The sequence below is a fragment of the Flavisolibacter ginsengisoli DSM 18119 genome, from assembly GCF_900129295.1.
GTDB lineage: Bacteria > Bacteroidota > Bacteroidia > Chitinophagales > Chitinophagaceae > Flavisolibacter > Flavisolibacter ginsengisoli.
The window spans coordinates 316,721-340,575 of record NZ_FQUU01000001.1 but is presented as its reverse complement, the minus strand read 5'-3'; the positions used below and the strand labels follow the sequence as shown (position 1 = coordinate 340,575).

The 23,855-nt window shown below is 40.8% G+C and carries 22 protein-coding genes; 11 read left to right on the top strand and 11 right to left on the bottom strand.

Annotated features, from left to right (window positions below; all coding sequences use genetic code 11):
- Positions 1–28: 28 nt before the first annotated feature.
- The 4 genes from BUA53_RS01375 (at position 29) to BUA53_RS01360 (ending at position 5,446) form a co-directional block, all read left to right on the top strand.
- Entirely contained in the window at positions 29–1,381 is a 1,353-nt protein-coding gene (locus BUA53_RS01375) for a M16 family metallopeptidase (RefSeq protein ID WP_072833440.1), read from the top strand.
- Positions 1,382–1,405: 24 nt separating this feature from the next.
- Positions 1,406–2,983, top strand: coding sequence for a M16 family metallopeptidase (locus BUA53_RS01370; RefSeq protein ID WP_072833439.1), 1,578 nt, complete (start codon positions 1,406–1,408; stop codon positions 2,981–2,983).
- Between the two features lie 95 nt (positions 2,984–3,078).
- On the top strand, positions 3,079–4,317 hold the full coding sequence (locus BUA53_RS01365) for a PQQ-dependent sugar dehydrogenase (protein WP_072833438.1): 1,239 nt from the start codon (positions 3,079–3,081) through the stop codon (positions 4,315–4,317).
- Positions 4,318–4,405: 88 nt separating this feature from the next.
- Positions 4,406–5,446, top strand: coding sequence for a sensor histidine kinase (locus BUA53_RS01360; RefSeq protein ID WP_072833437.1), 1,041 nt, complete (start codon positions 4,406–4,408; stop codon positions 5,444–5,446).
- A 22-nt stretch (positions 5,447–5,468) separates the two neighbouring features.
- Here the strand turns inward: BUA53_RS01360 and BUA53_RS01355 are convergent, their stop codons facing one another.
- Positions 5,469–6,182, bottom strand: a complete 714-nt coding sequence (locus BUA53_RS01355) for an SDR family oxidoreductase (RefSeq protein WP_072833436.1) — start codon at positions 6,180–6,182, stop codon at positions 5,469–5,471.
- 370 nt (positions 6,183–6,552) lie between these two features.
- On the opposite strand from BUA53_RS01355, the gene BUA53_RS01350 reads away from it, so the two are divergent.
- The 3 genes from BUA53_RS01350 to BUA53_RS01340 all read left to right on the top strand — a co-directional run bounded on the left by BUA53_RS01350 (position 6,553) and on the right by BUA53_RS01340 (position 8,688).
- On the top strand, positions 6,553–7,503 hold the full coding sequence (locus BUA53_RS01350; protein ID WP_072833435.1) for an NmrA/HSCARG family protein: 951 nt from the start codon (positions 6,553–6,555) through the stop codon (positions 7,501–7,503).
- Positions 7,504–7,597: 94 nt separating this feature from the next.
- On the top strand, positions 7,598–8,047 hold the full coding sequence (locus BUA53_RS01345) for a DUF1572 family protein (RefSeq protein ID WP_072833434.1): 450 nt from the start codon (positions 7,598–7,600) through the stop codon (positions 8,045–8,047).
- Between the two features lie 167 nt (positions 8,048–8,214).
- The gene (locus BUA53_RS01340) at positions 8,215–8,688 is read left to right on the top strand and encodes a hypothetical protein (RefSeq protein ID WP_072833433.1); all 474 of its coding nucleotides are present in this window, start codon (positions 8,215–8,217) and stop codon (positions 8,686–8,688) included.
- A 99-nt stretch (positions 8,689–8,787) separates the two neighbouring features.
- Here the strand turns inward: BUA53_RS01340 and BUA53_RS01335 are convergent, their stop codons facing one another.
- Complete coding sequence (locus BUA53_RS01335; protein ID WP_139256303.1) at positions 8,788–9,255, bottom strand: nuclear transport factor 2-like protein; 468 nt, start codon at positions 9,253–9,255, stop codon at positions 8,788–8,790.
- Positions 9,256–9,607: 352 nt separating this feature from the next.
- Between BUA53_RS01335 and BUA53_RS01330 the strand changes: the two genes are divergently transcribed.
- Positions 9,608–9,991 (top strand): GerW family sporulation protein, encoded by a 384-nt coding sequence (locus BUA53_RS01330; protein WP_072833431.1) that lies wholly within the window; start codon positions 9,608–9,610, stop codon positions 9,989–9,991.
- Between the two features lie 195 nt (positions 9,992–10,186).
- On the opposite strand, the gene BUA53_RS01325 is transcribed toward BUA53_RS01330, so the two are convergent.
- Both BUA53_RS01325 and BUA53_RS01320 read right to left on the bottom strand, forming a co-directional pair.
- Complete coding sequence (locus BUA53_RS01325) at positions 10,187–10,525, bottom strand: hypothetical protein (protein ID WP_072833430.1); 339 nt, start codon at positions 10,523–10,525, stop codon at positions 10,187–10,189.
- A 176-nt stretch (positions 10,526–10,701) separates the two neighbouring features.
- Entirely contained in the window at positions 10,702–11,190 is a 489-nt protein-coding gene (locus tag BUA53_RS01320; protein WP_072833429.1) for a DUF6799 domain-containing protein, read from the bottom strand.
- 182 nt (positions 11,191–11,372) lie between these two features.
- On the opposite strand from BUA53_RS01320, the gene BUA53_RS01315 reads away from it, so the two are divergent.
- Positions 11,373–12,353: a glycoside hydrolase family 43 protein gene (locus BUA53_RS01315; protein WP_072833605.1), complete on the top strand. Its 981-nt coding sequence runs from the start codon at positions 11,373–11,375 to the stop codon at positions 12,351–12,353.
- A 17-nt stretch (positions 12,354–12,370) separates the two neighbouring features.
- Here BUA53_RS01315 and BUA53_RS01310 read toward each other — a convergent pair whose 3' ends face one another.
- Positions 12,371–12,658, bottom strand: a complete 288-nt coding sequence (locus BUA53_RS01310; protein ID WP_072833604.1) for a hypothetical protein — start codon at positions 12,656–12,658, stop codon at positions 12,371–12,373.
- A gap of 174 nt (positions 12,659–12,832) precedes the next feature.
- Here BUA53_RS01310 and BUA53_RS01305 point away from each other — a divergent pair, with 174 nt between their 5' ends.
- Entirely contained in the window at positions 12,833–13,417 is a 585-nt protein-coding gene (locus BUA53_RS01305) for a PhnA domain-containing protein (RefSeq protein WP_072833428.1), read from the top strand.
- Positions 13,418–13,497: 80 nt separating this feature from the next.
- Here the strand turns inward: BUA53_RS01305 and BUA53_RS01300 are convergent, their stop codons facing one another.
- On the bottom strand, positions 13,498–14,253 hold the full coding sequence (locus BUA53_RS01300) for a ThuA domain-containing protein (RefSeq protein ID WP_072833427.1): 756 nt from the start codon (positions 14,251–14,253) through the stop codon (positions 13,498–13,500).
- 211 nt (positions 14,254–14,464) lie between these two features.
- On the opposite strand from BUA53_RS01300, the gene BUA53_RS01295 reads away from it, so the two are divergent.
- On the top strand, positions 14,465–14,962 hold the full coding sequence (locus tag BUA53_RS01295; protein WP_072833426.1) for a plastocyanin/azurin family copper-binding protein: 498 nt from the start codon (positions 14,465–14,467) through the stop codon (positions 14,960–14,962).
- A 64-nt stretch (positions 14,963–15,026) separates the two neighbouring features.
- Here the strand turns inward: BUA53_RS01295 and BUA53_RS01290 are convergent, their stop codons facing one another.
- From BUA53_RS01290 to BUA53_RS01270, 5 genes are all read right to left on the bottom strand, one after another.
- A complete protein-coding gene (locus tag BUA53_RS01290) occupies positions 15,027–16,316 on the bottom strand; it encodes a S41 family peptidase (RefSeq protein ID WP_175545992.1) in 1,290 nt (429 codons plus the stop codon).
- Positions 16,317–16,636: 320 nt separating this feature from the next.
- A complete protein-coding gene (locus tag BUA53_RS01285; RefSeq protein WP_245792986.1) occupies positions 16,637–18,973 on the bottom strand; it encodes a S9 family peptidase in 2,337 nt (778 codons plus the stop codon).
- 255 nt (positions 18,974–19,228) lie between these two features.
- A complete protein-coding gene (locus BUA53_RS01280; protein ID WP_139256302.1) occupies positions 19,229–20,665 on the bottom strand; it encodes a DUF3943 domain-containing protein in 1,437 nt (478 codons plus the stop codon).
- A 345-nt stretch (positions 20,666–21,010) separates the two neighbouring features.
- Entirely contained in the window at positions 21,011–22,321 is a 1,311-nt protein-coding gene (locus tag BUA53_RS01275) for a hypothetical protein (RefSeq protein WP_072833422.1), read from the bottom strand.
- A 686-nt stretch (positions 22,322–23,007) separates the two neighbouring features.
- Positions 23,008–23,829 carry an aldo/keto reductase gene (locus BUA53_RS01270; protein WP_072833421.1) on the bottom strand — a complete coding sequence of 274 codons (822 nt, stop codon included), beginning with the start codon at positions 23,827–23,829 and terminating at the stop codon, positions 23,008–23,010.
- Positions 23,830–23,855 lie beyond the last annotated feature (26 nt).

Below are 23,855 nucleotides of genomic sequence, written 5' to 3'. Positions count from 1 at the left end.
TGTAATCAATTTAACCTTCAACGAAAAAATGAAAAGTACATTATTGCTTGCGATGGCGTTTCTTATGCTTTCAGGAATTGGATATGCCCAAAAGTCGGCTGTACAGAAGATTCTGCCTTATCCAATTTTTCAAAAGAAACTGGCTAACGGTTTAAATGTTGTGACGGTGCCGTACAACAGTCCTGGTCTTGCTGCCTTTTATATTGTTATCCGTGCTGGCTCCAGGGATGAAATAGAGCCAGGGAAAACAGGCTTTGCGCATTTCTTTGAACATATGATGTTCAGGGGAACGGACAAGTTTCCTTCTGATAAATACAGCGCTATTCTCAAAAGCACTGGCGCTTCTGCCAATGCCAATACCTCGCTTGACAGGACCATCTATCATATGACGGGTAATGCCGGTAAACTGGAAACCATGTTTGAGATAGAAGGCGACAGGTTTCAGAACCTGAAGTATTCTGTGCAGGACTTTAAAACGGAGGCGGGTGCAGTGAAAGGAGAGTATACCAAGAACTCTGCCAGCCCCTTTGTGCAGTTAAATGAAAAAATTGCTGAAACTGCTTTTAAGGCTCATACCTATGGGCATACAACAATGGGCTATTTTAAAGATGTGGTAGACATGCCTAACCAGTACGACTATTCATTAGAATTCTTTAAACGGTTTTACCGGCCTGAATATGCTACTATCATTGTGGTGGGAGATGTAGCCTCCGACAAGGTAAATGCCCTGGCTGAGAAATACTTTGGAAACTGGAAGAAAGGTGACTATGTTTCGAAGATCCCTTTTGAGGAAGCTCAAACAGAAACCAGGTATACGCATATACAATTAAAAGGCTTTCCGCCTTTGCTTACCCTGAATTATAAAGGTCCATCTTTTAATGACCAGCAAATAGATATGCCCGCACTGGACGTATTATCCAGCCTACTGTTTTCTGAAAAAAGTGATCTCTATAAAAAGCTGGTGCTGGATGAACAGAAGGTGCGCTTTATACAAGCCGGTGCCACTGATTCAAGAGATCCTAACCTGTTTAATATTTATGCCTCTGTAGTGAATGCCGCAGATATGCAGTATGTAAAAGATGAAATAGTTAAGGCGCTGGAAGATGCTAAAATAAATAAAGTGCCGGCACAATTGCTGGCCGACACCAAGTCCAACCTGAAGTACAGCTTTGCCATGAGCATAGACAACCCAACGAGCATTGCAGAATCACTATCTCATTACGTGTACCTGACTGGTGATCCTGAATCGTTGAACAGGCTATATGCATTATATGATAAGGTAAGTACGCAGGACCTGGTCAATGTAGCACAAAAGTATTTCGTGCCTACAGGGCTTACTATTGGTACCATATCGCCCGCCGACTCTGTTGATGTAAAGTAATTTTCTTAATCAAAAAACAATCACATGCAACTGCGCATAAAAATATTATTCTTATTACTGGCTGCTGCCAGCACTCACATCTTTGCACAGGAGTTGGTGGAGTTGAAAATGCCAAAATCCAACAAGGTGGTAATAAAGCTCATGTTTCGGAATGGTTCTATTGCCGACCCGGCAGGTAAAGAAGGTGTTACCCAATTACTAACCTCACTGATCACCGAAGGAGGCACTAAAGAACTGACCAAAGAACAGATCACTGATAAGATATATCCCTGGGCTGCTAACTATAGCAGCCATGTAGATAAAGAAGTAAGTGTATTCACCTTCCAGGTGCCTGCTGTGTTTCTTTCTAAATTTTACCCAATAATAAAAGGGTTGATATTGAATCCTTCATTTGCCCAAAAGGACTTCGACAGGGTGAAATCAAATCAACAGAATTATGTTGATGAAGTGATCCGCACATCATCGGATGAAGAGTTCAGTAAGAAGGCTTTGGAAGACCTTTTATTCCGGGGAACAAATTACCAGCACCTTACTGCCGGGAATAGCAATAGTTTGAAAGATATAACCCTGGATGATGTTAAGAAGCAGTATAAAAAATACTTCACGCGAAATAACCTGACCATTGGCATAGCAGGTAATTATACCCCGGCATTTCTAGCCACCTTAAAAAAGGACATGCAGGCGCTGCCAGCTTTGCAGGGTGCTTTGCCTGTTGCCGGAAGGGCTCTAATGCCTGATGGCATCAACGTAGAGATCATAGCAAAAAAGAATGCCCTGGGGTCTGCCATCTTTGGAGGCTTTCCCATGAATCTTACCCGGGCTAACGATGATTTTGCCGCTATGATGGTGGCTAATTCATGGCTGGGTGAACACCGCAAGGAGTATTCACGCCTATACCAGAAATTGAGGGAACAACGCTCAATGAACTATGGTGATTATACCTATATCGAATGGTATGATAACGGAGGAGCAAACATGTTGCCTCCACCAGGTGTGCCCAGGTCATCTAATTATTTTAGTTTTTGGATACGGCCGGTGCAAACAGCTAAGGGATTGAAAGGACAATACCCTGAATTGAATACAATTAATATTGGGCATGCACACTATGCATTGCGGATGTTACTGAAGGAAATGGATAATATGATCCAGAACGGCATGTCGCAGCAAGACTTTGACCTTACCAGGGATTTCCTGCGCAGCTATATTAAATTGTATATACAAAGTCCTGAAAGGCAGTTGGGCTTTTTAATGGATTCACGTTTCTATGGGCGTAAAGATTATATCTCAGAGATGGATAAACTGCTGGCGAAGCTTACCTTATCTGATGTTAACAGGGCTATGAAAAAATACTGGCAGACGAAGAACATGGATATAGTAATTGTTACAGACCAATCGGAAGCGGAGCCACTAGCTAAAAGCCTGCAGGAAAATGCTCCTTCTCCCATGTCTTATTCCAATAACCTGAAGTCAGCACTGCCTGCCTCTATACTGGAAGAAGATAAGGTAGTAGAACAATATCCAATGAAGGTGAACAAAGTGACCATCATATCTTCTGACCTGCCTTTTACAGGTAAGGAACGATTGCCAAAGAAGACCATGTAAATACAAGCCGCTTCAGAAATGAAGCGGTTTTTTAATTTAATGGTAAAGTTATTGCAAGTGCTTTTGTAATTTATAACTTCATCCAAACCATACATATGTTTAAGTTTAGAATGATAGTGGCTATTACCTCTTTATTATTCGCAGCTTGCAGTAGCTATTCCAATAATACATCTTCCGTTTCATTACCCCGGGATACTGCTACTTTGCCTCCAGTTGAAACCAGGAAACCCAATTCTGATTATAAGCCAGCTTTTCCAGGGCAAACAAGGATAGGGAGTGTAAACACCAATACACCTTATTCAGTTTCTATACTTACCAATTCCCTCAAAAGACCCTGGGGTATAGCTATTCTTCCTGATGGTCGTTTGCTAATTACTGAAAAAGGCGGGGTTATGCGCATTGTAACCACAAGCGGAGAAGTTAGCGAACCTATTACCGGGTTGCCCGAAGTGAATGCATCCGGGCAAGGGGGCTTGCTGGATGTTGCTGTAGATCCGCAGTTCAATCAAAACCGGATGATCTTCTGGACTTTTTCAGAAAGCACTCCGGAAGGTAATCTAACGGCACTGGCTAAGGGCAGTTTGTCTGCAGATGAAAAGCAGGTGGAAAATGCAAAAGTTATATACCGTGCCACCCCCGCTTATAATGGAAACCTGCATTATGGCGGCCGCCTGCTTATAGATCCATCAGGGAACCTTATAATTAGTACCGGTGAACGTTCAGACCTGGCTACAAGACCACAGGCCCAGCAATTGAACTCCGCATTGGGAAAGATCATCCGTGTAACGAAGGAAGGTCAGCCAGTTCCCGGGAATCCATTTATTGGAAAGGAAGGTGTGCGACCCGAACTATATTCCTATGGACACAGGAACGTACAGGGCCTGGCCTTCCATCCCCAGACTGGAGACCTTTGGGAATCTGAGATGGGTCCAAGAGGAGGAGATGAGGTGAACCGGATACAGCCAGGACATAATTATGGATGGCCGGTCATAGGGTATGGGCTGGAATACAGTGGACAGAAGGTGGGAGAAGGGATTACTCAGAAGGATGGGATGGAACAACCTGTTTATTATTGGGATCCTGTATTATCTCCAAGTGGCATAACCTTCTATACAGGCGATCAAATACCTGAATGGAAGAATAATTTATTTGTTGCCGGTTTAAACAGCAACCATATTGCCCGCCTTGTTATCCAAAATAACAAAGTAACTGGTGAAGAGCGCTTGCTGGCCAATGAAGGACAGCGCTTTCGGGATGTAGCTGAAGGTAAAGATGGTGCTTTATATGCAATAACGGATGAAGGGAGGCTATACAAGGTAACTAAGAAGGAATAAATGATATAGTGAAGTTTCATAAAGAGAAGCAAATCAATCTAATAGTTTAATCTTTAGTATACTTGTATTTCTGTATTTTCATTTTTCCATGGACCTATTGAAACAAACTGATTATGATGTATTCTCCTTTCTTGAACGCACGCCGGACCTGGTGTGCATAGCTGACAGGGAGGGATTCTTTAAAAAAATAAATCAGTCAGTAATAGATACACTGGAATTTACAAGGGAAGAATTATTGGCAAGGCCTATTTCCAGCTTAATTCACCCGGAAGATAAAAAGCTCACCAGCCGTAAAAGAAATAAGTTATTTGAAGGCGAGGCCCTGGTAAATTTTGAGAACCGTTATGTTGCAAAGTCAGGTAAAGTAGTATGGTTGCACTGGACCTCCATTTATCTTCCGGACATGGAAGTTGTGTTGGCCATTGCCAAGAACATAACTGTCAAAAAACAGGCAGAACTGGAAATAGAGGAAAAGTATAAAAAGTTTAAAAGCCTGGCCAGTCACTTTAAAGCCAGTTTGGAAAAAGACAGGAAATATCTGGCTATTGAACTACATGAAGAGCTGGCACAGTTGGCTTCCGTTGTAAAAATGGATCTTGACTGGATCAGGCACCATACTCCAGATCTGCCGAGGCCAACTCAAACCAGGATCGACCATGCCCTGGGAGTTTCTGACCTCCTGATCAATGCTATGCGCCGGATCTCTTTTTCCATTAGTCCAAATATGTTGGAAGACCTGGGCCTGCATGATACACTGGAATGGCTTTGTAATGAATTTTCTATTTTGAACGGCATTCCCTGCATTTATGAGAGCAGGTTTAATGAAGATCTATTAACCTATGATACGCAGTTGGATTTCTTCAGGATCTGCCAGGAAGCGCTCAGCAATATTATGAACCATGCAGGTGCCTCATCTGTAAAGATCCGCCTTGAAAAGTTGAATGATGAAATATGTCTCACAATACAAGATGACGGAAAGGGATTTGAATTAGGCCAGCAAAAGATCACTCCAGGCCTCACCAATATCAGGGAAAGAGTAGCCTCTATCAATGGCCAGCTAAAGGTGAAAACAGGAAAAGGATTGGGTACCTGTGTTTGTGTAACCATTTCCAGTGAACTCTATCAATAATATTATTTTATTTAAAGCAGGATTATCCTTTTCCTGGCATTGAGGGTCTAACCTCCACCTTGCTTGGTAATGTTCTTGCAGGCATATGCAACAGGTCAGCAACGATCTGTCCAATATCCTCAGGCTGGATCTTCCAGGCATCAGCTTCTGAAGGTGTATGGTCATTGAAATGAGTAGCTACAGATCCAGGCATGATGGTAGTAACCTTGATACCATACTTACGCAGATCCAGCATAATAGCTTGGGTAAAGCCTACCAACCCAAATTTACTGGCATTATAAGCGGAAGCAGTTTCAAAGAAATTCGTGCCTGCCAGGCTGGCAATGGTGATAATATAGCCTTTGGTTTTTTTCAATGCATCAATTCCTGCTTTTACACTATTGAATACACCAGTAAGGTTGGTATCAATTGTTTGTTTCCATTCTGTTTCTGAAAGGGTATCTATAGGTGCAAAATGTCCAACACCTGCATTGGCAATCAACACATCCAATTGCCCAAAATGTTCAATGACGGATTGAATGGCCTTCACTTCCGAAGCCATTGAACTTACCTCTGATTCAATGGCCAAAATACGTGTAGGGTCATTGCTAAGGGACTCTGCAGCTTTTTTTGCAGAAGTTAAATTACGGCTTGTTATGGCGACACGCATCCCTTCATTCAATAGTGTTTTCGCTATACCATATCCTATTCCTTTGCTGCCACCTGTGATATAAGCTACCTTATCCTTGAGGTTCATAAATTGGTTTTTGGGTTATAATTGAATACTCTAGCAGAATACAAAGAAAAGCAATAACTGTTCATTTCATGTTGAAATTAGGTAAGCACATGTACATAAGATCATTTTGTCTTGTAGCTGTAATTAAGTCCAATACATGGTTGATCCTGGGGAAGTTGTAAAAAGCTTCTTATAATATTGTAATTTTTTGGAACTTCATGAACACGTAGCTTCTTGGTAAAAAGTGAAGTTGAAATCTAGTGCCCTGTTGGACTTTGTCACTTATTAATTCCACCCATTCAAATATTCTATACCTGGAAATCTTTGTTTTTGTTAACTCGGACTTACCGTAGTAAATAACATCATTTATAAAAACTATAAACTAACAGCCATGTCACAATCAAAAATTATCACTGTATTCGGTGCTACCGGGGCCCAGGGCGGAGGTGTGGCCCGTGCTATTCTTTCTGATAAAAGCAAGGAATTCGCAGTCAGGGCTGTCACAAGAGATGTGAATTCTGACAAAGCGAAGGAGCTGGCTCAATTGGGAGCTGAAGTTGTAGCGGCCAATATTGATGATCGTGAAACTGTGGCAAAGGCATTGGCAGGCGCCTATGGGGCTTATTTTGTTACTTTTTATTGGGCACATTTTTCACCTGAAAAAGAATTGGAGGAAGCTAAAAAAATGGCAGAAGCTGCTAAAGAAGCTGGATTGCAACATGTGATCTGGTCAACGCTGGAGGATACCCGAAAATGGGTTCCAATTGAGGATGATCGCATTCCAACCCTGATGGGAAAATATAAAGTTCCCCATTTTGATGCTAAAGGTGAAGCAGATCAATTCTTTATTGACTTTGGCGTCCCTACCACTTTTCTAAGGGCTTCTTTCTATTGGGATAATTTTATTTATTTTGGAAGTGGACCAAAAAGAGGTGAGGACGGTATATTGTACCTGACACTCCCATTAGGTGATAAAAAAATGGCTGGTATAGCTGCTGAAGATATAGGTAAATGTGCCTATGGGATCTTTAAAAAAGGTAAAGAATTATTAGGAAAGACAATTGGCGTTGCCGGAGAGCATCTAACAGGGCAGGAAATGGCAAATGCGCTTACCAGCGCCTTGGGTAAAGAAGTTCGTTTTAATAATATTTCTCCTGAAAGCTATCGTAAACTGGGATTTCCTGGTTCGGATGACTTGGGCAATATGTTTCAATTTTATCGTGACTTTGATGAGGTTTGTAACAGTGTGCGCAATGTTGAATTTTCAAAACAGTTAAATCCTGAATTAAAATCATTCAAGATGTGGCTGGATGAAAATGCAAAACTTATCCCGATAGATTAGTTAGTAATTTATGTGTGGGATTATAACTGTAGATAAGCGTTTTCTCAAACGGAAAGCAGCTTTGTCTCCATGTATTTAATTAATTCTTCTTAGTATGTTATTGGAAACACTTAAAAGCCTGTTTAACAGGGACCTTAACAGGTTGAAAAAAGAAATAGAAAGTTATACCAGCGAAGAAAAGATCTGGATCATAGATAAGCAAATTGCCAATTCTTCAGGAAATCTCTGCCTGCACATTGCGGGTAATCTTAATACCTATATCGGGAAAGAACTGGGAGGAATAAATTACATTAGAAACAGGGACCAGGAGTTCTCACTTAAATACATTCCAAGGACAGTACTGGTGAAGAAAATTACAGGCTTAATGTCAATAATTGACCAGGTACTCAGCAAGCTTGATGAATCGGAGCTAAGTAAAGAGTATCCATTATTTGTCCTGGACACAAGAACATCAACAGAATATATGCTGGTTCACCTGGCGACTCACCTTGCCTATCATTTAGGTCAGGTTAACTATCACCGAAGGTTATTAGACAGTGAATAGTTACCTAAATTCCAGACAAATAAATGTATTTTGTAAATTAAACTATACGGATATAGTTTTACATAGTTAAAAAATTGGCAACCAAAACAAGTATGGCCAGTTTGCCAATGGCCATACATTTGCGACTACGCTTTCACGATTAGCAATAAGCGTTTTGGCAATACTCTATGACCCTATTCTTTTCATTTAAAAAGACATATTTAGTACAGGACTCTTTCGAAAATGTACATGCAGAAATAAAATCTATCCTCAGGCTTCCATGGTATGATTACTCCGAAAATATTTCCGGTAAGCTATACGATGATGGAAGTTTTCAATTTTGGCCTAAATGGACATTTGCCAGTTTAAATGTTATCGGTTTCCCCAAAAGGATGGCTTACCTGAATTGTACCTTAAAAGAAGAGGACAGGAAAACATACATTCAAACTATTGCCAGGCCTAACTATACTATGGTGGCTGCTTTTTATCTTATGATAATTGTACTGTTGGCAAAATTAATTGGGATTAATACATATATAGATTTCCCATTAGCGGACATGGCCCTTGTATTTCTCATCCTGGGACTTGTTTTAGCTGCATTAATGGTATTGGGTGCAGTAAGTTTAAGAAACAGTTTCGAAGGCCTTATGCAATTAAAATAAAGGTAATGCAGGGCATTACCTTGCTTCACGAATTATCCTGGGAATTCAAATCTTATTGCTTTATCCTGCTGCACACAATATAATAAAAGTTGATGCAGCCTATTTTTTGGGTCTTTTGTATTGGGAATACCAGTTGATCTTTCCATCCTTTACCTGGTTGATATCATGATAACTCGCTGAATCTACTTTGCCGTTTTTGTATGTATCAGTTTCGTCATACCAGGTAACGATATAATTGTCTTTCTTGTCAATAGAATGCATTTTGTTCCATGCATGCATAGTAATTTTAACTGAACTCAAACTGTCCCTGTAAGTAGACCACATCTTCCCCAGGTCGGCATTGGTTTTTTTGGAATGCTCCCCTGAAGACATATCAATTTCAACTGAATCCGCCATGGATTTCAAAAGACCGCTCAAATTATTATTCTCCCAGTCTTTGTAAGTAGTTAAAACCATTTTAAGGTCTGCATCTGAAACATCATTATTCCATTCGCTTGAATATAAAGCCTGGTAAGGGAGATCTGTCGCTGTTTTTGTAGTAGTACTGTCTGTGGCAACTGTAGCCATGCCTTTGGTTTTTGTTTCATTGTCTTTGCATGAGAATAAAAAGAACGCCAGACAGTAACAAATGATCAACTGTTTCATATTATTGTTTTGGTTTAAAAATGTAAATGCCGGACTAGGGGAGTTATGCGCAGGGGAAAGATTGGATGATCTTACAGATCATGGTAAAGCCTATTGAAAGGTAGTAATTGATTCTGTTAACCTGGAAACATTTTTTTCTGAATTATTATAACCATGTAATCAACGCTGTTGCTGAGTTCTGATTTAGGTGAAAAAGCGAGCTTTGTACAAGTTGAATCTTACAGATCAATGTTTGTATCGTAAACGTTCTGCTAAATCATTTAAATCAAACTATATGCCTGATCAAAATTTCATAGAAAAACTGGCATCTGGTTTTCAACAATCAGCGTCAGTAAAAAATATTTTTGGTGAGCCTATTAGAGCCGGCGATAAAACCATTATTCCTGTGGCAAGAATAGCTTATGGACTAGGTGGAGGATTTGGACAGGGAAAGAAAAATAAGAAACATGGTGATAGTAATGCTATTACCCAGGAAGATCAACCCATAGGGGAAGGAGCGGGAGGAGGCGGTGGTATGTATGCCCGTGCCAAAGGTGTTTACGAAATAACACCTGGTTGCACAAGATTTATACCTGTTGACAACACCAGGCAAATAATAGCAGGCATATGCATAGGTTTCCTGCTCCATACATTGCTCGTCTGCAATAGAAGGAGTTAATTTTAATCTGTATTGGTAAATTTTAAGTTACTGCTATAAAGAAGCTTACAGCAGCTAATAGTTATAATAAATAGCAGCTAATAGTTATAATAAATATTGGTGAGCATATAAGGAATAGCTGCAAAATAAAAGATCATCATTTGTTGCCCTAATGATCTGAGCAACAGATGATGACCTTTTAAAAGTTGGTAACGCCTAGTCTTTATTCCTGGCTTTTAAAGCGGCCTCACTTACGTAAATATGTTTTCCCTTACCATTAACCCAATAATATCGGTTATCACCAGAAACATATATAGTTTGGCCTTCAGGGCCTATCCACACATCAGATTTTTTATCCGTAACCCGGGCTTTGCCTTTTGAGGCTACTTGCGCAGTTTTATTACCTACTGCCTTGGCGCCTTTTTTAGTGCCATGCCAGGCTTTTGATGCACCTTTTTTTACGGCTTTGCCAGCCTTATCCACTTTGTTTTGAGCAAATGCCGGAGCATTTAAACCCAAAATAGCTACCAGTGCTATACCTATTATCTTTTTCATAGTTGTACTTTTTAGTGTTATTACTTATTTACACTAAAATGATGCCACTGCTTTTTCATATATTCATGAAAGGTTACACAACTGCTATCTTGCTCTAACACAATTGGTTAAGCGTAAAAAAATGTAAATAAGATCGGTTTACGAAGTGAGGTAATTACAAGTAAATGTTTATAGAATTATTTATGTTCCTTTTTATCATCTTTATCAAATACATCTTTTGCTTTTTCACCAACTTTATTGGCTCCTTTTTCTATGGCATTACCAGCTTTTTTAGCTCCTTCTTTGGTGGCATCCCAGGCATTATCTATAGCATTGCCAGCTTTGTCGAAAAACCTGCCTGATTTATTTACCACTTCTCCATCATCCAGTACCACAACATTATGATCTTTTTCCACCTTGCCATCTTTATGTACAACCACACCATTATCAAGCGTTACATCCTTATCAGTTTTCGTCCATTCATTGTTTCTCCACACTACTACATTTCCATTCCTGTAAGAAACATCTCCTTCTGCTGGTGTATAAGTTGTGGTAGTGGTTGTTGTATTTGTTGTAGTAGCTGTATCAGACACAGTATCCTGTTCAACTGTTGTTGTTTCTTTTGATTCATTATTACAGGCAATAAGGCTAGCAGCTATACCCGCTATTAAAATAAATGTCTTCATACTTAAAATTTTAATTTAAAATAATGCCCGGCCTAACTTATGTCATTCAACCGGGAATGCTCCACAGCAATTAAAATTCCATGCCATAATTTAGATTTCCCTGGCTCTCTGCTTTAAATTTTGTAGCACTTAAAAAAATAATATGATATTCAATACTTTTAATGCTTAATCAAATTCCCCAAATGAACAGGCTAGTAGCAATTATATTCTATTTATTTTTCTCTTCTATATATGCGCAAGCGCAGAAATCCGTATTTGTTTCTCGTTCCAACCCGGTTATTCCAGGTTGGTATGCCGATCCGGAAGGTGCCATTTTTAATAAGCAATTATGGATCTATCCCACCTATTCGGCACCTTATGAGCAACAGGTATACCTAAATGCTTTTTCCTCCAGTGATGGAGTAAAATGGAAAACCCATAAGCATATACTGGATACCGCATCAGTTAAATGGGCCACCAAAGCTATCTGGGCACCTGCCATAATATCCAAAAACGGAAAGTATTATTTATTCTTTAGCGCTAATGATGTTCATCCTGGTGAAATCGGTGGTATAGGTGTAGCTGTTTCCAATGATCCTGGAGGTCCCTTTACAGATTACATTGGCAAGCCATTGATTGGTACGGTTGAGAATGGGGCGCAACCCATAGACCAGTTTGTATTTCGTGATAAGGATGGTGAGTATTATATGATCTATGGGGGATGGGGACATTGTAACATAGTAAGGTTAAAAGATGATTTTACAGGTTTGCAGCCTTTAAAAGATGGACAGCTATTTAAAGAGATTACATCCAAAGATTATGTTGAAGGACCTGTGCTGTTCACCCGTAAAAACAAATACTATTTTATGTGGTCTGAAGGGGGGTGGGGCGGTCCTAATTACAGAGTAGCATATGCTATGGCTGATTCACCTTTTGGTCCTTTTGAGCGCATAGGAACTATCCTGAAACAGGATTCTACTGTGGCAACAGGAGCAGGGCACCATTCAGTGGTACAGGTTCCTGGTAAGGATCAATGGTATATCATTTATCATCGCCGCCCATTAGGTGAAAAGGCCGCAAATCATAGAGTAGTTTGTATAGACAAAATGTACTTCGATGAAAAAGGCTTTATTAAACCTGTAAAAATTACAAAACAAGGTGTGGGAAAGATCAAATTGAAGTAATAATGTCTCTGCCACGTTTATAGTAAAAAGGCTTTGACGATATTTTCCCATTCCTGCTTCAGCGATATTTCCGGCAGTAACTTACCTGCCCTCCTGTACCAGTAACCTGCATTGGCAATATCGCCTTCCTTTCTATGCAGATACGCATGTATCAAGGATCCTTCTGCAGTCTCTATGTCCTGTACCAGTTGGTGCGCCTGCTCCCAGTTTCCTTTTGCATCATACCATAAAGCCTGCAAGTAAATTGATATAGGGGAAGGTGGGTGATCGCTATCCAGGCTCTTTATAAAATTATCCATGATCATGATCATCCAATTGTAATTGTAAATTATAAAGAATATATATTTCTTGTTCCAATTAATTCCTGAATAGCAAAATTTTTTGAGAAACGGAATGGATCAGTTGTTAATCTTAATAGCCAATTGGTGTAGCCAGCAATGCATTGGAACCATTACCTTCGCCCCCAAAATCCAAATAACATGAAGCTCGAAGAAGTACTGCTTCAAAGAAGTGGTAACAAATGTGAACTGTGTGGATCTGCAACAGTCTTGAAATTGTATGAAGTGCAGCCACAGGATACCAGGAGTGAAGACAACTGCATCATGATATGCGCTAAATGCGAGGCCCAGGTGGAAAAGAAGGAAGAACTGGATGGCAATCACTGGAAGATCTTATCTGAAACCATGTGGAGCGAAGTACCGGGTGTGCAGGTAGTAGCCTGGAGAATGCTGAACCGATTGCGCAATGAAAGCTGGGCTGCTGATAACCTTGACCTTTTATACCTCGATGAGGAGAAGCTGACCTGGGCAAAAGCTACAGGCGATCATGAAAGTGATGGAACTGTGGACTTGCATAAAGATGCCTATGGAGTGGTGCTTCATTCCGATGATACTGTTGTATTGACAAAATCACTGGATGTAAAAGGTTCAACGCTGAATGCTAAATTAGGAACAGTAGTAAGAAATATCAGGCTTGTTGAAAATAATACAGAACAAATAGAAGGGCGGATAGAAGGTCAGGTGATAGTGATCCTTACAAAATATGTAAGAAAGCAAAATAACTGACCACTACAATATTCTCTTTCTCAATAAAATGGCCCTGGTTACTTCCGGGGCCATATTGTTTCCTGATCAAAACTTCTTTATTATTTCTTTCCCGTTGCGGCCCAACGGATGCCTGCAAATACATGATCCAGGAACACAGGGTCTGAATAGATGGCAGGCAAATGTCCGAGTGCCGTATAAAATGAACGTCCCCCATCGTAGTTGTGATACCAGGATACTGGATGTAATGCACCCATGCCTTCTCCTTTTTTATCTCCCCATTGCACTTTGGGATTGTAACTTGTTTCATCCACACCTAAAACATAATTAAGACCTTGAATTTTTTCAGGGCCAAACTCATACCATTCGTCAGTCCAAAGCTTTCCATTGGCAAATCCATTTAATCCAGGAAATGTGCCATCCAATACCTTTAACCTTGCTGTTTGAATAACCGGGTGTATATGGAACATGCGCCCTACAAGCTTATTATACCAGTCCCAATCGTATTCTGTATCCGAGGCACTATGAATGCCTACGAAACCCTTCCCGGAACGAATGAAGCGTTCCATTACTTTTTGCTGTGCAGAATCAAAAATATCCCCTGTTGTATTTAAGAACAGTACCACCTGGTATTTTTCCAGATTCTTGTCTGTAAAACTGGCGGGATCTTCAAACAGTGTCAAACCAAAATTGTGCTTGATAGCAAGCTGCTCCATAGCTACTACTCCATAATGAACAGATTCATGATGCCAACCCCTGGTGGTAGTGACCAGTAATACATTGAATTGCTTTTGTGCAGATAAACATAGGCCAAATGAGATCAATATTATGGTAAGCAAACCCCTTATTAGATTCATAGTAACAGTTTGAAGGGAAGATAATGAATTTGCCAGATCTGTATGGCTGACCAATCCCGGCAGTTTATTGTTAAAGGAACTGGGGCCGAAGAAGCTTCAAGGTCTAACACCCCTTGAAAACATGATAAAAATCATGTTCTAATTTTCCGCATTTCAAAAACCTATCCTATTTAGCGTGGTAACTTTGCGGCTTCAATACAAAATAAACGAAATGAAAAAACTACTCGTATTATCGGCCCTTGCTTTGCCCTTTTTCTTTGCATCCTGTGGTAACAATGAACAGAAGAAAACTGAAGAAACAACTACTACCACGGCAAAGCCTTCAGAAGCACCGGCTGCTAATGTTTCCAACGTGATCGAATTGACAGCCAATGACCAATTGAAATTCAGCACCATTGAGCTTAATGTAAAAGCTGGTGAAAAAGTGACACTTACATTAAAGAACGTGGGCACTATGCCTAAAGAATCGATGGCGCATAATTTTGTGCTTTTAAAAGATGGTACTGACCTGGCAGCATTCGCCAAGGAAGCCATTTCCGCTCCTGAGCATATTCCTGCGGGTGATGCCAATATTCTGGCACATACTAAATTGTTAGGCCCTGGTGAATCTGATACCATTGAATTTACAGTGCCTGCAGGTTCTTACACATTTATCTGCAGTTTCCCTGGTCACTACCAAAGCATGACGGGTGTTTTGACTGCCCAATAAATATTTTTTAAGGTTAACTATGAATCAGGCCGGAGCGATCCGGCCTTTTTTTATTTATATATCTTTATTTCTTCTTCTTTAACAGTTTCAGTGCCTCTTTTATCCAATCTATTCCCGGCTGCAGGTGATAATTTGGCTTAATGCCCATATTGTCGATACCCTGGCCAATATCTAATCTTCGGCTACGAGTGGTGGCAAATTCTAATTTATAAGGCATACAGGAAAAGGATGCCTCACGCATATTGGAATAATCAAGGGTGCCTTGCGTTTTTTCACCAGCAATAATAACCTTGCTGCTCTGCCGGGCAAAAAGCAGAAATTGTTCTGTAGTACTGGCACAATTCTTATCTACGAGTATTACAATTCTTGCTGGATTGGTCAACGATTGAAAGCTGGAATCAATGGTGTCATCAACAATGTTCACAAAGGTTCCTTTACCAGCTTCCATTTTTGCTATCATTGTTCTTATCTCTTCCTTGCTACTTTCAGGAATATCATTGTCTTTAAGAATCAATTTCCAACCAGCAATAGTGGCATCAGTGGAATAAACATCAACACCAATGTTCTTAACGGGGGATGTATATAAATAGGGTAAAAGTGGTGAGTAGGTAAAGTCCGATCCGCCACCATTATTCCTCAGGTCAAGTACCAGGTAAGGAAGTGACCTCAATTCTTTATCTCTGTGCTTTACCATCGAATCTATATTTTTTGCATTAGAGGGAGCAAAGCTGGAGATCTTCATATACAGGGTCTGGTTATTTAACAGCCTGGAGGCTACAGGTTCATAATTATAGGTTGTCGTGTCTTTAACTGACCCTTCCCTTAGCCAGTCACCGCCTATAGTATTCTTTCCCATAAAGAAGTAGTCTACTTTAGGCATATGGTTGCGCATAAAAAGTACACCTTTATATAGGCTGTCATTGATCTTATACGCAAGGAACTTTATCATTCCTGGCTTCCAGTGAGAGAGTTTAGAATGAAGGATTACTCCTTTATAGTCGTAAAGCTTTCCTGGTTCATGTATCACTGCAATCTGGTAAGCAGAATCAAATTGAAAATTGTAAATGCCTTCTATTCCTTTGGAAGATCTAAGTGAATTTAATTTTTGGGATGTAACTGATGTCAACGTAGTTTTTAAAGCAAGAGCAGTATCTGTTTTTGTAGCATCAAATGATGCCCGTATTTGAATATGATTATCCCTAAACCAATCAAGGTATTTGGATATCATCAGCAGGCACTGAGTTGCGGCACCAGGCGCTTTCGAAAGCTTCTGAAGACCAGCTTTCATTTTCAAATAAGATAACCTTGTCTGTGGATTTATTTTATCCTTAAAGCCTACATAATTCTGCTCCATAAATTGCTGAATATAACCTAACTCTTTGTTGCAATTACACTCTTGAGCCTTCGTTGAAATGCATAGGAAAACTGTGCATAAAATGATCAATACTTTCATCAATGGTGGTTTGTTCCCGAATATAATATTTTCATTGACACATTGGAACTTGTATTGTTATGATAAGGTTGCCATTTAACTGCTTTGCCAGGACTTCAACATCCCACTTCTTTTATAAAAAACGGCAGTCAATTTTGACCGCCGTTTATATTTTCCTTAAGAAAATGATTTCTTCCCAGGAATCATCTTTTACTGTACACTTTACATTTTACCTGGCCTCTTCACTTCATCCTTGGATCACTTTTGGGTTCCAGTTTATATTCTTTGGGAGGCTCGGCACCCAGAAGATTCTTTACAAAATAATCCCAGCGACGGCGCATCATGTAGTAGCTATATGGCCCATAACCATGAGCACTATTAGGAAAGATGACAAGGTCATAATCCTTATTGGCTTTTTCAAGCGCCTCCACTACCAGCAGTGTATTGTAAGGAGGCACATTATCATCCATCATGCCATGAGCCAGCATCAGTTTGCCTTTAAGGTTCTTTGCATACAACTGGTTGGCCTGTGCAGTGTAATTGTCTGTACCATCAGGGTTCTTGGTCAATAATCCAATGTAGCGTTCACCCCAGTCATCTTCATAATTCCTGTTCTCATGGTTACCCGATTCGGAGATACCAACCTTGAAAAAATCAGGATAGCGAAACATAGCTGCGGCAGTGGCAAAGCCTCCGCCAGAATGCCCCCAAATACCAATGCGGCTGGTATCAATATAGGAAAAGCGCTGTGCCAGTTGCCTGATACCTGTTACCTGGTCGGGCAGTGTATTCTCAGACATGTTTGGGTAATACATATCGTGGAAGCTCTTAGAGCGTAAAGGATTGCTGCTGCCTTCCAGTACCAATACTACAAATCCCAGTTCGGCCAGTGCCTGGTTGTCGCCCCGCGATGCATTAAAAAACCAGTTGCCGCCCATGCTTCCACCCTGGGGACCTGGATAGATATAATCAATGATGGGATATTTTTTGGAAGGATCAAGCTGTGTAGGCGTATACAGCAAACCATATAGGTCCGTTTTTCCATCATGTGCCTTTACACTTATCGGCATTGGCGGTTTCCATCCTTCAGCCTTCAATCTTGATACATCTGTTCTTTCCAGTTCTGTGATCTGTTTCCCTTTACTGTTGCGCAATACAGTAACAAAGGATACATCTGGTTTGGAGTAGTTGTCCACAAAATAATTGCCTGATGGAGAAAAACTGACCATATGGTAACCTTCACCTGGTGTCAGTAAGGTTAGTCCCTTTCCATCAAAACCTATCTTATATAAGGACTGGAAATAAGGATTCTCTTGTTGTAACCCGAAGGCATAGAAGTAGATCTCTCTTTTTTTATCATCCACTTTCAGTACCTCGCTTACCAGCCAGTCGCCTTTTGTAATTTGATTTTTTACTTTCCCGGTGGCGGCATCATAAAGGTACAGGTGCCCCCAATTGTCTCTTTCTGAATACCAGATGATCTCGTTGGTCTTAGGTAAATATTTCCAGTTGATGGTACCTTGACCCGATTCAAATTGTGTAGGTACAGTCTCTTCAAACACTTCACGCACTTCACCTGTGGCTGCATTGGCTATACGAACCTTCTCCTGCTTGTGATCACGGGAAGTTGATACAAAGGCAAGTTGTGAACCATCAGGGCTCCAGTCAACATCATCAAACGTGCCACTGCTGGAAATATCATCACTTAGCGTAGCCCTGTGTGGGTCAGCCGGAATGTTAAGTGGAATGACCTTTGGTTCATCAACGTTAATGATCACACGATGTATCATTGCAATGACGGAATCCCCGGGAAGAGGGTACTTCCACGCTTTTAAAGTGGGGTGGCCTACATTGGTAGAAACCAGGTACATATCACCTACATTTCGCTGGTCCTGTTTGAAACTGGCTATTTTCTTTGAATCGGGCGACCACTTAAGGATGGCAGCATCACTGCTTTTCCACCCGGCGTTATCGGTAGCATAACCAAAATCCTTTATGCCATCTGTTGTCAATTGTTTTTCCTGCCCGGTCTTCACATTCCGCACCCACAGGTTATAATCTTTTATAAAGGCTGCCTTGCTTCCATCAGGCGATAGCACTTCATTGTTCCTGCTACGTGACCGGCGTGACATGCCTGTGTTGTTTTTTGCAGTTGAAGAATCTTTCGTCAATGAATAGTCCTTCAGGTTGGCCTTCCACTGTTGCCCATTTGTTGTAAAGGTGAAGGATTTGGCATCATCAGAAAAGTTGAAGGACGACAAAGAAAGCATTGCACCCGAAAAGGATTGCCCTGTTGCATCAGAAAGGGCTTTCGCCAGCTTTTCTTTGTCAAAAGCTGCCGTACGTTTTCCTTTTGCAGGGTCTACTATTATGTACTCACTTCCATTAGGGGTTAGGGTGCGGTACCAGAAACGGTCACCCGGCAACCAGTTCGGTTGGGCTGGGGCATGGTCTACCAGCGACTGGGTATTATAACCCAGGAACTTCTCTGCCTGTGCATAGTCCTTTGCTGTCAGGGCATGTTGCGCCCCTGCGTTCATGAAAGTGAAGGAGCATACAATAATTAATAGTCTGTTCATTTTGAGGAATAATGATTGATTAATGAAAACTGGTCAACAAGTTAAGAAGTTGAATGACCAATGTAAAATGAAATATGGAAATGGGAAAATAAGGTTGATAAGTTTAATGGTTGACAAATTAACCATGCGTGGTTTACTAGTTAAAAGTTTCAAAAGTTAAATGGAAAGGGTAATATGATAATGCGACATGATTGTCTGCCAATAATATGCTACCACCAGTAACAATGAAGTATGAATATTTAAAGTTGCAATCTCTCAAAGACTAAAGGTATATTCCATTGATAACCTTACATAGGTGTATCTTTTATTGATGTCCTGAAAGCCTACATACCTGCCTTTTAAAAAATAGGTACCCCATTCAAAAGCTACCAGGAAGTTCTTCCACAAATTGTATTTTAATTCTGAATTAGTGGTGCCAAGGAAGTAGGATGAGTTATATCCGTTAATGGTTTTAAACCATCCCCTGCGATACTGCAGAATGTGGATCAAACGGTTGGAAATGACAAGCCTGGCAGCAGTAGCGATACCCAGGCCGCAACCATAGTCATAATTTCTTCCCTCACCATAATAGAGGTATTCATTTGGTACTGCCGCCAGCGCAATTACTCCTGCACCGATACTGGTTCTTGCCTGAGTCAGTATTCCTTTTTTAAACATTGAAACCAGGTTATAGTGAAAGCTTTGTGCACTATAAGTAAAAGCCTGGTTCTTGTAAAAATCAAAGCTCATGGTAACGTTGGTAATATGCTTGCTTTGATCCTTACTCGTAATTTTCCAGCCATATAACGGAGCCTTGATACGTACCATATTTAATTGCGCTGAGGAACCCGCTTCAATGGTTGTAGAGAAATAACCAAAAGGAGTTTTGATATTTTTAAATGGATCGCCATATTCAAGGTTTATCCTTGTAAACAATTCATTCTTCCATTTCTCTAATTTGCCATTGCTCCTGTTCACATATTGCCGGGAACCAATATCATTTTCTGCAATGAAATCTTCCTGGTTGATATTGTCACGGAAGTACTGGTTCCATTTTTTATCTGCAATACGGTTGTATCCATTCAATGGATTGACTATAAGTGCCAGCGCTTCAAGAAATTGACCTTTAAGCCCCCTGTGCGGTCTTTTGACCAGGGCATTGGATAACCTGTAGGTCATTTCTCCTATAGCAATTCCTCCAAGGCTGGTATTTACCATGTCATTAGGGGCAGGGTAGTGGGTCTCGCAAAAAAGTTCCCAGAATAACGCGCCGCCAAAAGTACCTGGAACTGATCTCCAGAATCCATATCCGTTGGTGCGAAATGCATTAAAATAAATGTTGCCATGATAAGGGTGAGAAATATGGTTGTTGATAAACTTGTTATCATCCCATTGCCAGCTGGAGGGTTTCAGGTTGGTACCAATAGAACCAAAAGAGATCTTCGCAAAATCCGCCTTTCGCACGTACCGGTTATAGCTCCAGGGAAAAACTTGTGCAGCAAAAAGCTCTTTCAATCCTCTTGAGAAATGTTTCTTCGCTATCAATATACTTTTGATAGGTGATTCAGAAACTGTTATAGGATTAACCATGGTACGGTCACTAAAAACCGCCGGTACAATGCTGTCCTGCATCCCCGCTTTGGAAATATACGTGGTCAGAACCAATACTATACTGAATACAAAATGTACAATAGATGTTATTCTATTTTTCACCCTGCTTTATATAAATCAAATTAGAAATACCTGGAATGCTATTCAATGATGGCTGTCAGTTATATTATTGAAAGATTTCATAATTAAACTTGTCCGGATGAGGTTCCCAGCAAAGAATATAAACGTTAAATGATCAAGGTTTAAGTGTTGAGGTATGGCCGTGGAGAAAAAAGTATCGAGATCTCATTAGGTAATAATAGAAACTTGGAAAGTTCTCAGCAAAGGTATTTGTGAGCGGCCTGCCAGAATGGACGAAATCGAAATAACCTGGTTACCACTATGCTTTATATGACAACTGGTTTTATGACCAACACAAAAGCAGTTGACTTAAACTAATTCATAAAATTACTTCTCGGTGATCTTCGCAGTGAGCTTAGTTGTAAATGAGGGACCACCCAGGGATCCTGAAAAAGGAACATCACATATTACTGCAGTTACTTTGTTATTGGTAACAGTAACATACACATTACCCTGGGAAGATTGCCATAAAATACTACCCGCCACAGCATACACAGCCACATCATCAACTGCACTGGCTCCGCCTACCTGCTTCACATGGTAAACCCCGGGTTTAGGCTGGGTAGTACCGGCAAATTGCAGGCTCAGATCACCGCCCATGCCATTGGCAGTGATCGTATACCCACCGACATTGGGGTCATGCGCTACTGAATAAAAACTAACAGTTCCAACACTAGAAAAGTTTGCTGTATTGTCAGTCGGGTTACAGCTTGCAGTACCTGCACCAATAACGGAAACGGTAAAATTGCAATCTGCAGTGCCTGTAGAAAAAGGAAAGTCAAAACTTCCGGTTTCGGCAGGCGTTCCAGAACCAGAAAGAATAATGGATTGAGCGCCTGTAGTTGAGAAAGTGCCACTTCCACTGAATTTTATTCCATTTACTGTTTCGGAAGTTATATTCCACGTACCCGTTTTAATAACATTCACCTGGATGATAGCTTTATTGGCTGACGTCAAGGCTACACCTGTATTGTAATTTCCTTCCAGGCTCACATCGGCACAGGCAGTACCAGAACTTACCAATGTATACTCTGAAGTGGACCCGGTATTTCCTCCCGTGTTTCCTCCGGTACCACCTCCTGTACCACCGCCCGTATTTCCACCTGTGTTTTGTGAACAGCCATTGGCTTTACCAATCAATGCATTGACAGTTCCGCTCGTGATCATATAGGCTGCATTGGTTACCGGGTCAGTAAGTGAAGCTGAAAAGTTTCCGCTGATCGAAGTATCTGTAATGGCCGTTACCGTAAACGAGAAGGTGGAAGCAGTAGCTCCTGAAATATAGGTATTGCCGGTGCTATCGCTTACAATGATGCCTGAACCTTGTGCACCTGTGTATGTTGTTTTGGTAATATTGCCGGAAGGGGAGTAAAGAAAGATCATGAAAGCATTGCCAGGTGCATCACTGCCTTCTATAGATAGTACTTTGATACCAGTGGATTGATCAAAATAAGCTGTATCAACGCAACCTGTAAAGGTCTTGTCATTATTCTTAAAAGTCCAGCCAGGAATGAATGAATTGTTTCCCCCGGTGGCACCCGATTGGTTTTGTTCAAAACTTTGTTCTTTCTGACAGGAATATAATGACAGTATACTGAAAAGCAAAACAGTTATACAAAGGGTTGAAAGATTTTTCATGGCGCTAAAATAAATAAATAAATATTTTTTTTAAATGGATATCCAGGGCTTGTAAGAAACAATCAAAAGCCATAAATAGGGGGTGAATATTTTATGTAAAAAATGTAATATCCCGACGCGGTATATACAAGGTTTTACTACCTGGCTCTAAAACTATGATTTGATAAAATTTGCTTATAAAGAAAGCTCTGTAACCTTAATCAAATGCCAATTGACCCTTGAAAACTAGTAATAGCTAAGGAACCAGTTACAATAAACGAAAAACCATGAACAGCCGGGCCAAATGGCAGCTTTTGCCATCCATATCCCATACATAAGCTATAGATATCCCGGGGATATCCCGACTCTATAAGAGTCGGCTTATCGTCGGCTTATCCTCGGGATATCCTCGGGATATCTTCGGGACATCCTCTCCTTTGGTGGGCTTTTACAATGGCTGAAAAAGTCATTATAATTGCTTGCTTCAAAGTCTTTCTCAAATTCCCGATATACTATTCCATGCATTGAAACAGCCTTATTTCGCTTTTATAATCTTATATGATGGTAGAAACGCCCATTTGATTATACTCATGATAGGTTGCGTTTGGTTTGTAACCAGGCATTATAGTCTTAAGCTATAGTTGTAAAAAAGGGTAAAGTGCAATCCAGGAGTATGGATACAACCTGGTATCCGTATCATTTAGGGGTTAGTTGGCATGTTCCACATAGGCAACCATTTTCTTCAGTGTGCCTACATCTGGAAGGGGGCCATTGGCTGCCTGCAAATTCTCTATAGCATGTTGCCTGTCGCTGGTAGCAGGGATTACGCAGGTCACGGCAGGGTGTGCCAGGATAAACTTCAGAAAAAAACTACCCCAATTGTCTATACCCCAATCAGCAGCCCAGGAAGGCAGGGGCAAATGCGTCACCTTGCGTAAATGGCTGCCTTCACCAAATGGCCGGTTGATCAGCGTTGCCACTCCTTCATCGGCGCAAAGTGGCAGCAGGGATTTTTCAGCATGTCGTGAAAGAATGGAGTAATTGAACTGTACGAAATCTATAGGCTCATTGCGGATCAATTTAGCAAGGTCATCATGACTGCTGTCCTGGTAATGGGTTATGCCAACATAGCGCAATTTGCCTTCCTCTTTCAATTCGCGCAGGTAAGGCAGGTGAATATGCCAGTCCAGCAAATTATGGATCTGCACCAGGTCCATAACCTTACGTTTCATCAGCCTGAATGATTCCGCTATTTGTGACTTTCCGGCTGATGCCCCCTGTGTCCATACCTTGGTAGCATAGAAGAAATCATTTTGTTCTGGCATGGAGCTGGTTATATCGCCTACTACTTCTTCAGAGCGTCCATACATGGGTGAAGAATCGATCAGTCTTCCACCAGCAGCATACAGTGTTTCCAGCACTTCCTTTAATAGGGGGTATCGTGCCGGTGCTACATCAAATGTCTGCCAGGTACCGAGCCCAATCACCGGCAAAGTTTCGCCTGTAGATGGTATGTTTCGGGTAAGCATGCTGTAAAGTTAGGGATAGAAATTTT